Origin of the sequence: Corynebacterium gerontici, from assembly GCF_003813985.1 — a bacterium.
GTDB lineage: Bacteria > Actinomycetota > Actinomycetes > Mycobacteriales > Mycobacteriaceae > Corynebacterium > Corynebacterium gerontici.
This window is the reverse complement of sequence record NZ_CP033897.1, coordinates 72,198-86,369: the sequence shown is the minus strand read 5'-3', so window position 1 is coordinate 86,369 and position 14,172 is coordinate 72,198. Positions and strand designations below refer to the sequence as shown.

The window sequence follows — 14,172 nt, the reverse complement described above, 5'->3', positions numbered from 1 at the left end:
ACGAGCCCCTAGCACTCCAGCAACCATTCAAAATAGGCATCTGGGTCCAAGGGACCGGGGTCTGCGCTGATGTCCGCTTCGAGTGCGCGACGTGCGGCGTCGGCAAGCGAATGTTCCTTGCCGTAGGCGCACAGTGCCCCACCAGCGATCTCGCGATTTTGGGACGTGTCGGGCGCAATGACAGCGCGGCCACCGCAGCGGGCTTCTGCCAGCGCGTAGCCGAATGATTCCAGCGTCGGCGGGAAGAAAATTGCCTTGGCTTTTCCCCACCATATGGCAAGGTCTTCCGCTGGCATGAGCCCGATGGGCTGGTAGTTCGGGTGTCCGTCGGCCTCGGGGATATCCCCCACAGAGGCGGTAACAACCACCTTCGTCCGCGTCCCTTCCACGGCTTGCAGCAGCGCGGGAACGTGCAGGTCGAGGCGCTTATAAGACTGCGGCACGATCGGCACCAGGATCAGATCACCCTCGGGCTGCACCTGGGCCCAGCCACGGGGTGAGACTGGGTGCATGCGAACCTCGATGCGCTGTTGCAATTTTGGGGTGTGTTCGGCCACGCGCTCGGCCATCGCGGTGCAGGGCACGACAATGCGATCCGCTCGGTGCGCCAGCGCGCGAATGATGGGGATTTGTTTGCGCATGTGATCACTTGGCGTATAGCCAAGCTGCGAAAACTCTTCCTCACTGGCAAAATGCAGCGCGTTGCGCAACAACACCGTGCGCTCGCCGAAGGGACCGAAGAAGGAGGCGTTGTTCAACGCGATTTTCCTCGCCCCGCGGGCATGCCATTCGCGTTCCAGTAGCCACTTGGATGACAAGCGATCGCCGCCAATGAGACGCACATCTTCGCGCGGGTGGCGCTGCAAATAGTCCTGCAGTTCTAGCAGGAAACGCCTCGCACCACCGGCGGTGGCGCCCGCGGTATCAATCACCGTTGGCTTGCTCATAGGCGCGTCACCGAATCGCTGGCAGGCACAATGTTGCGGGTATCAAACACCGGCACACCGATGGTGGAAAGTTCAGAAAGGTCAAAACCATCGTGGTCATTAATCACGACCACAACATTGGCTTCACTAGCCTGCCCCAGCTCCCAGCGCTCCACACCTTTAGGCCAGAGGTGCTCGGGTACGAATGGGTCGGCCGCCACTACTCGGGCACCGCGGGCTTGCAGCAACTCGATGATGCGCAGCGAGGGCGCTTCACGCACGTCGCCAGTATTGGGCTTGTATGCCACACCGGCGAGCATGACGGTGGAGCCTTTGAGTGATCGTTCTTCATCGTTGAGCAGATCCTGAACTCGCTGCACCACATAATCAGGCATGTGATTGTTGATGTCATTGGCCAGATCCACAAAGCGGAACGGGTGCCCAAGCTGGGATTCCACCTGCCAGGAAAGGTAGGAGGGATCAATGGGCAGGCAGTGTCCACCGACTCCAGGCCCTGGGGTGAACTTCATAAATCCAAAGGGCTTCGTGGCGGCGGCGTCGATGGCCTCCCACACGTCGATGCCGAGCTGCCCTGCAAACTGCGCGAGCTCATTGACCAGCGCTATATTCACATGTCGGAAGGTGTTTTCCAGCAACTTGGTCAGCTCCGCCTCGCGTGTACCCGATACGGGCACGGTGCGCTCGATGAAGCTATCAAAGAACCCCTGCACCTTCTCCAGCGAATCTTCGTCGATACCGGACACCACTTTGGGCGTCTCTTTGAGGCCATAGCGGGTATTGCCCGGATCGATGCGCTCAGGAGAATAGCCCACATAGAAATCCACTCCCGCTTTCAGCCCGGAGCATTCCTCCAGAATGGGGATGAGCAGTTCCTCAGTCGTGCCTGGGTAAGTGGTGGATTCCAGGATGACGGTAGACCCCTTGCTCACATAGGGCGCCAGCGCACGTCCGGCGTCCTCAATGAAGCTCAAATCGGGTCGGGTTTCCCGCAGTGGGGTGGGCACGGAGATAACAGCAACGTCGAAGTTCCTTGCCGCTTCATAGCTTGTCGACGCCTCATAGCGCCCCGCATCTTGAATCGCCTGCAAGCGGGCGTCTGTGATGTCCTCGACTGGGGATTGTCCCTGCTGCAGCATGCCAACTTTGCGCTGATCCAAATCAATGCCGGCCACGTTCCAGCCAACTTCAGCGGCGCATACCGCCACCGGCAAACCAACGTAACCTTGGCCAATCACCACGGCTTTGCCGCGTGCCTCAGTCGCCATTATTTCCAGGTTCCTTTCTCACGGCTCGGGTCACCCACGAGCTGGGTTGCGTCCACCCCAAAGCGGGCGTCGAGTTTGTCGATGTCGCGGCCTGCTGCTCGCAAGTCGCCGCGCAATTCCGGCACTTCAAGCAGCTTCGCTGCAAGCTGCTTGTGGCTCATGCGCTCCACGAGATCTGAATCGAAATCTTGATCCGTTTCCAGGCCTGCAACGCCGCGATCAACGAACTGCTCATAGTTCAATCCACGGTTGTCCACGGGCAGGCGCAGATGTGTACCCAGGTCCTCAGCGAAGGCGAGTTCCTCGCGGGTAGCCAGTGTTTCGTGCAGTTTCTCACCGTGGCGGACACCGATGGTTTTGATGTTCGCGGGGACATTAAAAAGCTCGCACATTACCTCGGCCAAATCACCAACTGTGGTGGCAGGGGCCTTCTGGATGAAAATATCACCGTCTTTGCCCAGGCGGAACGCGCGCTCCACCAAATCAACTGACTCCGCCAGGGTCATCATGAAACGAGTCATGCGTGGCTCGGTGAGGGTGAGCTCTTTGCCCTCGCGGATCTGGTTCACAAACAGCGGGATGACCGAACCGCGCGAATACATCACGTTGCCGTAGCGCACGCAGCTCACCGTGGTTTCCGCGCCACCGACCCGGCGCGCATGCGCCCTGGCCACCTTCTCCATGAGCGCCTTGGACATGCCCATCGCGTTCACCGGGTACACGGCCTTATCGGTGGAAAGGCACACCACGCTGCGAACGCCTGAGGTTTCGGCGGCCTCAAGCACGTTCTGGGAGCCGAGCACATTGGTGGCAACGGCCTGGTCGGGGAAGAACTCACAGCTCGGCACCTGCTTCAAAGCGGCAGCGTGGAACACGTGATCCACTCCGCGCATTGCCCGATGGAGCGAGCCGGCGTCGCGGACGTCGCCGATGACGTAACTAACGCGATCATCGCCGAGGCGATGGCGCATGGCGTCCTGCTTGGCCTCGTCGCGGGAGAACACGCGCACTTCCTTGGCCTCAGTGTTGAGGATGCGCTCAACCACGGTGTGCCCGAAGCTGCCGGTGCCGCCGGTCACGAGCACGGTGCGGCCGTCGTATTCAGATTGCTTGGTCATTAGTGTGCTCCTAGCTGTTGTTCAGCGCGGGCGTACTGTCGCATCAGTTCGCCCACGTTTTCTCCTTCGGGCAAGGCATTCAGTGGCTCCACGGATACTTCGCTCACCAGAGGGTGGCGGTCGCCGTGGGTGGCGGTCTCGCGGTCGTCGAAAAGCTCTTCCGACATCTTTTCCCCTGGGCGAAGGCCCGTGTAGACGATGCCCAAATCATTGCGCCCCGCCATAGACATCAACCCGCGCGCAAGATCCTCAATGAACATCGGCTCACCCATATCCAGCACCAACGTTTCCCCGGACCGTCCCACGAGCGCCGCCTGCAATACGAGCTGTGCGGCCTCCGGAATCGTCATGAAATAGCGACGCACCGATGGATCAGTGATCGTCAAAGAATTGCCGCGCTTGATTTGGCCCATGAAGGTCTCAACCACGGATCCGCGCGAACCCAGCACGTTGCCAAAACGCACCGAAACCCAACGCCCAGAGGCACCATCGTGCGCGCGGGCGGCAGTAAGGCGCTCAGCAACGCGCTTAGAATCACCCAACACGCAGCAGGGATTCGCCGCTTTGTCAGTAGAGACGTTCACCACGATTGCGGCGCCACAGGCTTCGGCAGCGCGCAGCACAAACTCCGTACCCAGCACATTCGTCTTCCAAGCCTGATCGGGATAGCGCTCGAGCAGTGGCTGATGCTTCAAGGCCGCCGCGTGGATGACCACCTCAGGCCGAAGCTGCTCAAACAACTCGCGGATATTTTCTTCATCGCGAATATCCGCCAAAATCACCGTGTCATCGTCCAACAACGCTTTGCCGGTGAGCGAGAGTTGCGTATGGTGCAACCCGCCCTCATCGCGGTCCAGCATGAACAACTTGGCCGGGCCGAAGCGGTACACCTGGCGGCAAAGCTCAGAACCGATGGAACCGCCAGCGCCGGTCACCAGCACTCGCTTACCTTCAATGATGCCGCGAATACCTTGCTTATCCAGAGTGGCCTGCTCGCGATCCATGAACTTGGACACGTCAATGTCTTCGAGATTACCAAGCGATAAGCCCTCCATGTGCGCCATGGAAGGCACCGCGAGCACCCTCAATTGCGCTTCACGCGCAGCCTCGCGGATCCGGTCCATGGTCAGATCACTGAGTCCAGAATCCGCAATCACAAGGGTTTCCGCGCCGGTTTTCTCCGCTACCTGGAGCAGATCATCGAGCCCACCACGCACGCGCATGCCGTGGATCAGGCCGCCTCGACGCTGCGGATCGTCATCCAAGACAGCCTTAACAATGAACTCTGAATGTTCAGATTCTGCGAGCTGGGCAATGAAGTGACGGCCAAGCTGGGTAGCGCCATAAAGGACCACCGGTTCCCGGCCCTGCTCCCGCACCTGCGCCACCAACATTTCCGTGGCGCGCAAGAAGAGCACCAGGCACACGACGATCGGTGCCGCGAGCATCGGCACGGTTCGGGGCATACCCGAATTGGGGTACAACGCCACCGCCACGACAAAGCCAAGCACACCGGCGATCAGCGCTGCAGCCGCCGCAAGAATGACATTGGTGCGGCTGATGTGGACGTTATTTTCTCCACCTCGGCGATACACGCCGAAAGCCCAGCCCAAAGCACCGTGGGAGATCATGATCACCGCCATGATGAGGGGCCAGTAGGAGTGACCAAGGTGGATAACAATCGGATCGAAATCTAGGCGTAACCAGATTGCCGCAAGAATGGCGGGCATCCACATCATCACATCGAGGAGCATTCGCCTCCAGGCGAAATTTTTCATCGCTGCTTCCTCCCAACGTAGGCTTGATCTATGACTTCGGTGCTCTTTGTCTGTACTGCGAATATCTGCCGCTCTCCCCTGGCAGAGGCCCTATGGCGCCATCGAGGTTTCCAAGCATCAAGTGCCGGAGTAGCAGCACGAAACGGCTTGCCTATGCATGAACTGAGCCTGGCGGAGCTGCGGCGACGCGGGGTACCAGCAGCCCCGCAATCCGGGGATTCTTCGGGATCCCAACCTGGGACTTCACGACTCGCCACGGCCCGGGAAATCCGAGAAGCCGACGTGGTGCTGTGCATGGAGGCTGAGCACCGAGCAGCACTGACCCGAATTGCACCGGCAGCCATTGCAAAAACGTTTACGTTGCCTGAATACGCCGCCATCCTGCGTGACCACCCAGGTTCGACCCCAAGGGAGGCGCACCGAAAGCGCCGCGGATACCAAGAAAGCGATATTGCGGATCCGATCGGTGGGACCGCCGAAGACTTCAAGGAGTGCGCAGATCGCATCGATGCCTTATTGGATGTGATTGGGCAGCACATGGCATAGTGGCGCTTCGCCGAGCACGCCATGGCGCGCTCTGAAATCCCCGCCAAAGAAGACCCCAGTGGCAGCTTGGGATCACCGTGAACGCTAATGCAGAAGCGTTGCGTGTACATCACGAATCTTCGAGTTAGCGCTGAGCGCCGTCGCGCTCAGCGGTGTCGCCAGCGCTGCGGAGAGACTGCTCGGGCTGCGACGGTGCCGGGGATTCCGCCAGCATCTTGTTTTGCGCAACTGCTGCCTTCGTGGCATCAGTGGAACTTGGCTGATTGCCGTAACCATATCCGTAGCCGTATTTGCCATAGCCTGAGCTACTGCCGGTGCGCACACCGTTAACAATCACACCAGAAGGCTTGACGTTGGCGATGGAGAGGTTCTCCAGGGTGCGCGCGAGTGCGGTGCGTGTAACAACATTGACGCGAGCCACCAAGACCACGGCGTCCACCGCCGGTGCCAGCACGACGGCGTCGGTGACAGCATCTACCGGAGGTGTATCGATAATGATGATGTCGTAGTGCTCCCGTCCCCAGTCGATCACTGCCTGCATGCGCTTGCTGGACAGCAACTCAGACGGGTTCGGCGGGGTGGGCCCGGAGGGCACAACGTCCGGTTCGGATTCGCCCCCTGGGAACACCACATCTTCGATGTCCACCTGGCCTGCGAGCACGTTGGAAAGCCCCACGTCTTCCGGCACCTCGAAGGCTGCGCCGATCTTCGGTGAGCGCAGATCCGCACCGATGGCGAGCACTCGGTTGCCGGCCTCCGCGTATGCGCGGGAAATGTTGGCGGACACGAATGTCTTACCTTCACCGGGCAATGCCGAGGTGATGAGGAAGACTCGGGAATCGCGGTCGCCGCCCACGAAGCTCAGCGAGGTCCTGGCACTACGGATCGCCTCGGCCGATGCTGAATGACCAGAACGGAAGTCCAGGAGTACACCCTTCTTTTCACCACGGGAGCGCGACTGGGGAACCTCACCAAGCATCGGCACACCAGGAGCCAGGTTGATGAACTCGTCGACGCGGCGCACGCGGCGGTCAACCAAGTCCGCAAGGATGCCCATGAGCAAACCGGCGATAATGCCGATGAACAGGCCAAGTGCGATCATCTGCGTGCGGGTGGGTGGCACAATGCCGGGATTCTCGGTGTTATCCGACACCACAGTGGCGAAGGCTTGGGGCCCGGTGCGGAATTGGATGGGCTTGCCGTTTTCATCAAAGACGACGGGCGGGCCTTCCGGACCCCACTTCGGCGTTTCGAGTTCTTCAATCACCTTGGGGTAGACGTCAGCGAGGGCACGAGCCACCTTCGATGCCTGGTCGGGAGATTTCGCGGTAGCGGAGACGTCGAAAAGCACCGTGTTCTTTATGCCAGCGGCGCCGACCATGCCGCGGAGCTGGCCTACCGTCATGCCGGTTTGCTCGGACACAGGGTCGAGCACAAGGTTGGAACGGACGAGCTCTACATAAGAAGCAATGCGCGTTTCCGCGGCGAGGTTAGATTGATAAGACCCTCCCCCGGAGCTTGAGGCCTCGCCAGTCATGGTGACCGTGAGACGCGCGCTTGCGCGATATTCCTGCTGCCGCAGTGTGCCCCAGCCACCGACGACTCCGGCGATGATTACTGCGGTGAGGAAGATGACCCACCACTTGCGGCGCAAAGCTCCCACAAGCATTGCCAATTCGCGCATGTCTTGCCTAACTCTATGGTGCGCACGTTGTTCACGCGCGCTGTTGTTCACATTTCTAAGGAACGACAATCCTTAGCTTTAAGTGTCTATCAGTGTTGCTGCAGGGGCAAACGGTTGCCCGTTTGATAGCAAAACATTTGCAGAAACGCATGCGGTTCTTGCTCTCTCGGGCGCCATTCGCGCATGCAGCGCACTTATGGATTGTCGAGAACTCGACAAAGGGCGTTACCCCCCACCACTCAATCCCTACCCCCATTTGGGAGTGCTTTCTCTATAAAAAGAGCTCTTTCTCCTCGCCCGGGCGTCGCCCAAAACAAATGGAAGTGAACGCTATTTTCCTTAGGCGGGCTGAGGTTATGCGTGGGTAGCATTGCCCCCAAACGCCGGTTTCCTCTCCGGCCAATCGCACCCAACCCGCGGTTTCGCCACCAGGGCGTCCGCGAAGATGAAGGAGCACAGTGTCTGAATACACACGAGTCCAAGGCATCATCGCTACCGAGGCCAACGCCCCCACTACTTCCACCACCATCTGCATTCCCGAACCCGGCGCCAATGACGTTGTAGTGAAGATCCAAGCATGCGGCGTGTGCCACACCGACCTCGCCTACCGCGACGGCGACATCAGCGATAACTTCCCCTTCCTGCTCGGCCACGAGGCGGCGGGCGTGGTAGAGGCCGTCGGCTCAGCGGTGGAGCACGTCGCCGTCGGTGACTTTGTGGTGCTCAACTGGCGAGCCGTGTGCGGTGAGTGCCGTGCCTGTAAGAAGGGCGAGCCCAAGTACTGCTTTGATACCCACAATGCCTCCAAGCCCATGACATTGGAAGACGGCACCAAACTTGAGGCCGCACTGGGTATTGGCGCTTTTGTAGAAAAGACCTTGGTGCATGAGAAGCAGTGCACCCGCGTTGATGCTGGGGCTGATCCCGCCGCTGTTGGTTTGCTTGGCTGCGGCATCATGGCTGGTCTTGGTGCCGCCGTGAATACCGGCGCGATCCAGCGCGGCGAATCCATTGCCGTGATTGGCGCAGGCGGGGTGGGCATGGCCGCGGTGGCTGGTGCCGCGCTTGCGGGTGCCACCACCATCATCGCCATCGATATTTCCGATGAGAAGCTCACCCGCGCCCGCGAGGAATTCGGCGCCACACATACCATCAACTCCAAGGGTTTGAGCCGCGAAGATCTGGTGGAAAAGGTCCAGGAACTCACCGGCGGCTTTGGCGTAGACGTGGCTGTTGATGCGGTGGGCCGCCCCGAGACCTATGAGCAGGCGTTCTACATCCGCGACCTCGCCGGACGCGTGGTGCTGGTGGGTGTTCCTGCCCCCGACATGAAATTGAAACTGCCGCTGCTGGACGTCTTTGGTCGCGGCGGCGCGTTGAAATCCTCTTGGTACGGCGACTGCCTGCCGGAACGCGATTTCCCCATGTACACCGCACTGTTCCAACAGGGACGCTTCCCCCTAGACACCTTTGTGGACGAGCGCATCGGCCTGCACGAGGTGGAGCAGGCATTTGACACCATGAAGCAGGGCAAGGTCCTGCGATCCGTCGTAGAAATGGAGCACCCATGAGCACTTCTGAATCCGGACTCCGCATTGATCGCGTGGTCACCCACGGCATCTTCGCGCTCGACGGTGGCGAGTGGGAAGTAGACAACAACATTTGGGTGCTTGGCGACGACCACGATTGCTACATCATCGACGCCGCCCACGACGCCCAACCCATCATCGAGGCAGTTGGCAATCGAAATGTACTCGGCGTGCTCTGCTCCCACGCACACAATGATCACGTCAATGTGGCACCGAAGCTCGCCGAACACTTTGACGCACGCATCTTCCTCCACCCCGGCGACAAGCCCCTATGGCAGGAAACGCATCAAGACCTGCCTTTTGAGGAGCTTGATGACGACACCACGTTCCACATCTCAGGCTCCGAGCTGAAAGTGATGAATACGCCAGGCCACTCCCCCGGCTCATGCGCCTTTTATCTGCCAGACGCCAAGGTGCTGTTCTCCGGCGACACGCTCTTCGCCGGCGGACCGGGTGCCACTGGACGCAAGTACAGTTCATTTGAGACGATCATCGACTCGATCCGCCACAAACTGCTCACGCTGCCCGGCGACACCGAGGTGTACACCGGCCATGGTGACGCCACCGAGATCGGGAAAGAGGCACCGCACCTAGAGGAGTGGATTGCCCGCGGGCACTAGACCCACCGGCCCAGGGCTTTTACTTACCACCCAGCACTGCCTCGCGCAGGATGCTCATGGGCACACTCCCCACCGCCAGTGCCTTGCTGTGGAATTCGCGAAGGCTCATCCCCTGCGCAAGGGCGTCATCACGCAGTTGCTCCCATAGGCGCTGGCCTAGGGCGTAGGACGGTGCCTGGCCGGGCCAGCCTAGGTAGCGCATGAGCTCAAAGCGTCGGTTTGGCACATCCATGGAGGAATGCGTGGCCAAGAATTCCCAGGCGTATTCGTAGTCCCATTCACCACCATCCGGGTTGGGCAGGCCCAAGTGGAAGCCGATGTCCAACACAACACGCGCGGCGCGCAGACGTTGTGCGTCGAGAAGCCCCATGCGGGTAGCAGGATCTTCGTGATAGCCGAGCTCCGCCATGAGCTGCTCCGCGTAGAGCGCCCAGCCCTCGCCGTGGCCGGAATTCCAGCACGCGATGCGGCGGAATGTGTTGAGAGGCTGCTGCATGGCGGCACTGCACTGCAAATGATGGCCAGGAACGCCCTCGTGGTAGACGGTGGTGAGCTCCTGCCATGTATGAAACTCTTCTTGGCCTGCAGGAACAGACCACCACATGCGTCCGGGGCGCGAAAAATCCGCGCTTGGCGGGGTGTAGAAGATGCCGCCGGTTCCAGCCGGATCGATGCAGCATTCAAGCTGCCGCGCGGGGCCTTCAATATCGAAGTGCTCCCCGGCAAGCGCGTTGAGTGCCTCATCGGAACGTTCTTGCATCCATGCTTTCAGCGCTTCCACACCATGGACGGTGTAGCGTTCCTCCTGGTTGAGGCGCTGCATCGCCTCCTGCACACTCGTGCCTTCCCCGTAGAGTTTTGCTGCGATGCGCTCCTGCTCGGCCACGATTTCAGCCAGGCGCTGCTTGCCCCACGCATAGGCCTCCTCCAGATTCACCGTGGCACCCACCCACTGGCGGCTGGCGAGCTCATAGCGCTCGCGCCCGACGGCATCTTCCTCCGCACAGTCCAGCGTGCCCATCCACCGCGCGAATTCATCCAAGAAGGCGCTCACCTCGGTGTTTTCTACTGGCAGCTTCTTAGCGAAAGCACGTAGATCCTCTTGCACACCGACAACCTGGCGCGCAGCGGGCAGCAATCCCCGCGATTGCCCCAGCTCCAGGCACTGCTTGTACCCACCAAGAGCAGCGGGAATATTTGCCACTCGGGCGGCTATCACCTCGCACTGCTGCTCCGTTTCCGCTGGCATTTGCAGCAGGGTGTCTCGAATCCACTGCACCGGGCAGGTGATGTTATTCACGTGACGCAAATGCTCACCCGTCTCAAAAGCCTCCAACTCCACACCTAGGCGATCAATCAGCGTGCTGCGCGTGACCTCATCCTGCGGGCCTTGCGCCGTGTAACTTTGGGCAAAGTCGCGCAGCTCACGAGCAAGATCGGCCATCTGCTGGTGATACTCGGGAGTGAAAGCGTCGATGTCAGTGGCGTTGTCCTGATCCATTCCCCAGGCTGTAGCAGTAAGCGGGCTGAGCTGAACCAGTGCTTGAACGTAATCTTCGCAGCGTTGATCGAGAGCAGTATTCATAGCCCCAAAGTACAGTGAAGTCATGAGTTTGGTGCAGCTCGATCACACCATTTGCCGTTTCGCTTCGGGAGAACTCAGCTCCGAACAGTGTTAGAGTTAGAGCATGTCTGTGCGGCCAAATCCTTCCCCCACAAGCCTGTCTGCTCAGGCCGCGCGCGTGGTCTCTCAAGGCAAGAAATTCGCCAGCGCTGAACTGCCAAAACTTCGCGAAAGCCAGTGGTTCTCAAAACTGCCCGAATCCACCACTGCTCGCGAACTCGCGATCACCCTCCTCTCCTTCCATAACGCCGAAGGCGGCACCATCATTTACCCAGGTGGTAGAGAGCTTTTCGACGAAGCCCGCAACCTCATCCACCCCGATGTTCGCGCCCACTTCCGCGACTACCCCGACTTTTCGCTGGTGTACGTGGATCCCTGGCACTACTTCCACGAGCTCAATAATGGTGATTGCTTTATGCGCGTGGGCACCCGGAATAGAAAACTGAACTTGAATCAGCGCCAGGAATTGGCGTGGGACCGCGAGGTTGAAGGATTTACCGCACGATCTGTAGGGAACACCGCCTACTTCCGGATCCTCTTGGATCAAAAGCTGCTGGGTGAGTTTCAGCGGGCTTTAGGCACGTCCTCTCCTAAGAAAGCGCTGCGTGCGCGTGACCTGCTCACGCAGGAAGGCCACGTGTGCATCGCTGCGTACCTGCTGCTGGCGAAGCGCCCACAAACGATGTTCCCCTACGCATTTGTAGAGGTTCGTGGAGAGCACGAGGTGATTCGCTGCGAAGGCTCCATCCCGGAGCAGATTCGGGCGGCGGCGAGGGGCGTCGAAAAGCTAGGAACCGCCGTTCCGCCTGAGGCGTGGTTGGAGGGGCTGCGCAACGCTGTGATCCATCGTTCTTATGCCATGGCCGGGGATCATGTGCGGGTGCGGGTGTTTGATAATCGCATTGAGATCACCAGCCCTGGGCGCTTTCCTAATAACACCAATCCACACACTGCGAGCAGACTGTTTCGTAATGCGCGGAATCCTCGGGTGGCGCGGGTGTGCGCGGATTTGGGCGTGAGCGAGGCGCGGGGAGCAGGGATTCGTCGGATGTGCCAAGCCATGCGCGACGCGGGCTTTGCCGATCCCCAATACCAACAATTCACAGAGGCAGTGCGCCTCACGCTCTTCAGCGAAACCACCACCGCGCAGGCCCTGCCCAAAAGCATGAGCGCAACCGCAACCCGCATCGTCAATGAACTCAAACTCGCAGACAAGCCGCTTGGAACTGGGCAGCTCACCGCCTTGCTGGGGTTAGCGCGACCCACGGTGCTGCGGCACCTCAATGCCCTACGCGAGCAAGGCCTAGTGCAATGGCATGGGCGCAGCAAGCGCGACCCTCTGGCAACTTGGAGCGTTCGCTGAGCTGTGCACCACGGCGCCGGTGAAGCAGGGGCAGCTTTCCCATTTGAGTGCGCTCAGGGTTGTTTCCCCACGGCAAAGAGTTGGTATTCAACCACGTCAAGTGGCAGATCGGGACGCCAACGCGCACGCAGTTCCTCCGCCGCGTCCAGGTAGGCGCGGTACTCAGCCAGCGACCACGACGCCGTCTTGCGCCACCCCAGCGCCTGTGCCACTCGTGAATCCAAAATGAGCGGCGGGCGCACGTCGCCCACCTCCGGCGGCGGCGCCATGAAGTGCATGAGCTTGCTAAAGAATGCAGGCCCTAGAAAACGCACGCGATGTTCTCCGCTCAGCGCCTCATACGCACCGAGCGCGTCACCTCGCTGAGCGCGACGAAGCCCTGCCCAAAGGTGTTCTTCCAGTTCAGGTTCCGCAAGGGGACGCGCCAGACGATAAGCGCTCAGCGCACTTGTTCCCGCACCCCAGGCACACACCGCAACGTAGAAATTGCGCATGTCCTCCGGCCCGCTCGCCGCTGCACCCAGCGCAAAGAGATCCTCGCGGCAGAGTTCGCGGCGCCCAGGTTCACCGGAAAGAACCGGCAAATGTTGCTCAGTTTCAGGCCAGTGGTGCGGGAAATAATGTTCTGGGAGCATGCGTACTTCTGCCACTCCCGGAGCTATCGCAGGCGCCCCGAGCCGGACGATGACGCGCTCTAGATCGATCTTCATGCACCATGTCCCGTCGTCTTATATCTTTTTGATAACTTGGCCGCAGTCATCAAGAGTTATCAAATGCGAGCCCTTCTACCCGCACAGCGCCGCACACCACGGGATCAATTCTTAGCCCATCGTCTCTACCACGGCCTCAGCCACTGCTTTTGCAGAACTCGGATTCTGCCCAGTGACCAGGCGTTCATCCACCACCACATTGGAGACAAACGGGATCGGCTTCTTTGAGTACTCTGCGCCTCGTTCTTTGATGCGTTCCTCTATGTTGTAGGGCACGATCTTGGATACGCCCGCAACTTTTTCTTCCATCCATGAAAAACCTGTGAGTTTGCGTCCGTTCACTAGCAGTTCTCCGTGCGTGTCTCGCACGTTCACGAGTCCGCAGTAGCCGTGGCACACCGAGGCAACCACACCGCCACGATCGGCGATGTCGCGAATCAGGTGTTGCAGGCCTTCGCTTTCGGGGAAGTCGAACATGACGCCGTGGCCACCCGTGAGGTAGATGGCGTCATAAGCCTCGGCGTCCAAGTCCGCAACGGCTGCTGTGTCGCCGAGCAGTTGCATGCGTTGGATGTTGGTGTACCAAGCCTTGGCCGATTCGTCGAAGAATGGGAACTTCAGCGATTGCGGCTCGATTGGGCAGAACCCTCCCTTAGGGCTCGCGATATGTTGCTCGTAGCCTTGTGCTTCAAATTCGTCCCAGGCGTGGGTGAGTTCGGAGAGCCAGAGTCCGGTTGGACGTTCGGGTTTCGTTTCATACTTGGCAACGTTGGTGACGATGTGCAGGATCCGTTTAGTCATGCACCAATCCTAATACTTTCGCGGGAGGGGTTGAGCGGGGGTCGTCGAAAAGCAAAAAGCGAGCATCGCGCTTTGACTGTGAATCGTCATACTCTATGATTCCCGTATGACAGACACCACATCAACG

Annotated in this window: 12 protein-coding genes; 4 read left to right on the top strand and 8 right to left on the bottom strand. The window is 59.8% G+C overall.

Annotation, left to right across the window (positions count from 1 at the left end):
- Positions 1-8: 8 nt before the first annotated feature.
- The 4 genes from CGERO_RS00445 to CGERO_RS00430 are packed head-to-tail and all read right to left on the bottom strand — an operon-like array spanning position 9 to position 5,108.
- Positions 9-947: a glycosyltransferase family protein gene (locus tag CGERO_RS00445; RefSeq protein ID WP_123932749.1), complete on the bottom strand. Its 939-nt coding sequence runs from the start codon at positions 945-947 to the stop codon at positions 9-11.
- Positions 944-2,212 carry a nucleotide sugar dehydrogenase gene (locus tag CGERO_RS00440; protein ID WP_123932747.1) on the bottom strand — a complete coding sequence of 423 codons (1,269 nt, stop codon included), beginning with the start codon at positions 2,210-2,212 and terminating at the stop codon, positions 944-946. Before CGERO_RS00440 ends, CGERO_RS00445 begins: the two co-directional genes overlap by 4 nt.
- Positions 2,212-3,330, bottom strand: coding sequence for a polysaccharide biosynthesis protein (locus tag CGERO_RS00435; protein ID WP_123932745.1), 1,119 nt, complete (start codon positions 3,328-3,330; stop codon positions 2,212-2,214). Before CGERO_RS00435 ends, CGERO_RS00440 begins: the two co-directional genes overlap by 1 nt.
- Entirely contained in the window at positions 3,330-5,108 is a 1,779-nt protein-coding gene (locus CGERO_RS00430; protein WP_123932743.1) for a nucleoside-diphosphate sugar epimerase/dehydratase, read from the bottom strand. The genes CGERO_RS00435 and CGERO_RS00430 overlap by 1 nt, the downstream gene beginning before the upstream one ends.
- 30 nt (positions 5,109-5,138) lie before the next feature.
- On the opposite strand from CGERO_RS00430, the gene CGERO_RS00425 reads away from it, so the two are divergent.
- Entirely contained in the window at positions 5,139-5,654 is a 516-nt protein-coding gene (locus CGERO_RS00425; RefSeq protein WP_123932741.1) for an arsenate reductase/protein-tyrosine-phosphatase family protein, read from the top strand.
- 124 nt (positions 5,655-5,778) lie between these two features.
- Here the strand turns inward: CGERO_RS00425 and CGERO_RS00420 are convergent, their stop codons facing one another.
- On the bottom strand, positions 5,779-7,338 hold the full coding sequence (locus tag CGERO_RS00420; RefSeq protein WP_123932739.1) for a tyrosine-protein kinase domain-containing protein: 1,560 nt from the start codon (positions 7,336-7,338) through the stop codon (positions 5,779-5,781).
- 485 nt (positions 7,339-7,823) lie between these two features.
- Here CGERO_RS00420 and CGERO_RS00415 point away from each other — a divergent pair, with 485 nt between their 5' ends.
- Both CGERO_RS00415 and CGERO_RS00410 read left to right on the top strand, forming a co-directional pair.
- Entirely contained in the window at positions 7,824-8,909 is a 1,086-nt protein-coding gene (locus CGERO_RS00415; RefSeq protein ID WP_123935798.1) for an S-(hydroxymethyl)mycothiol dehydrogenase, read from the top strand.
- The gene (locus CGERO_RS00410) at positions 8,906-9,547 is read left to right on the top strand and encodes an MBL fold metallo-hydrolase (protein WP_123932737.1); all 642 of its coding nucleotides are present in this window, start codon (positions 8,906-8,908) and stop codon (positions 9,545-9,547) included. Before CGERO_RS00415 ends, CGERO_RS00410 begins: the two co-directional genes overlap by 4 nt.
- Positions 9,548-9,566: 19 nt before the next feature.
- Here the strand turns inward: CGERO_RS00410 and CGERO_RS00405 are convergent, their stop codons facing one another.
- Entirely contained in the window at positions 9,567-11,132 is a 1,566-nt protein-coding gene (locus tag CGERO_RS00405) for a DUF885 domain-containing protein (RefSeq protein ID WP_123932735.1), read from the bottom strand.
- Between the two features lie 103 nt (positions 11,133-11,235).
- Here CGERO_RS00405 and CGERO_RS00400 point away from each other — a divergent pair, with 103 nt between their 5' ends.
- Positions 11,236-12,534 (top strand): ATP-binding protein, encoded by a 1,299-nt coding sequence (locus tag CGERO_RS00400; RefSeq protein ID WP_245998836.1) that lies wholly within the window; start codon positions 11,236-11,238, stop codon positions 12,532-12,534.
- Between the two features lie 53 nt (positions 12,535-12,587).
- On the opposite strand, the gene CGERO_RS00395 is transcribed toward CGERO_RS00400, so the two are convergent.
- On the bottom strand, positions 12,588-13,244 hold the full coding sequence (locus CGERO_RS00395) for an 8-oxoguanine DNA glycosylase OGG fold protein (RefSeq protein WP_123932733.1): 657 nt from the start codon (positions 13,242-13,244) through the stop codon (positions 12,588-12,590).
- A gap of 111 nt (positions 13,245-13,355) precedes the next feature.
- A complete protein-coding gene (locus tag CGERO_RS00390) occupies positions 13,356-14,045 on the bottom strand; it encodes a type 1 glutamine amidotransferase domain-containing protein (protein ID WP_123932731.1) in 690 nt (229 codons plus the stop codon).
- Positions 14,046-14,172: the final 127 nt, after the last annotated feature.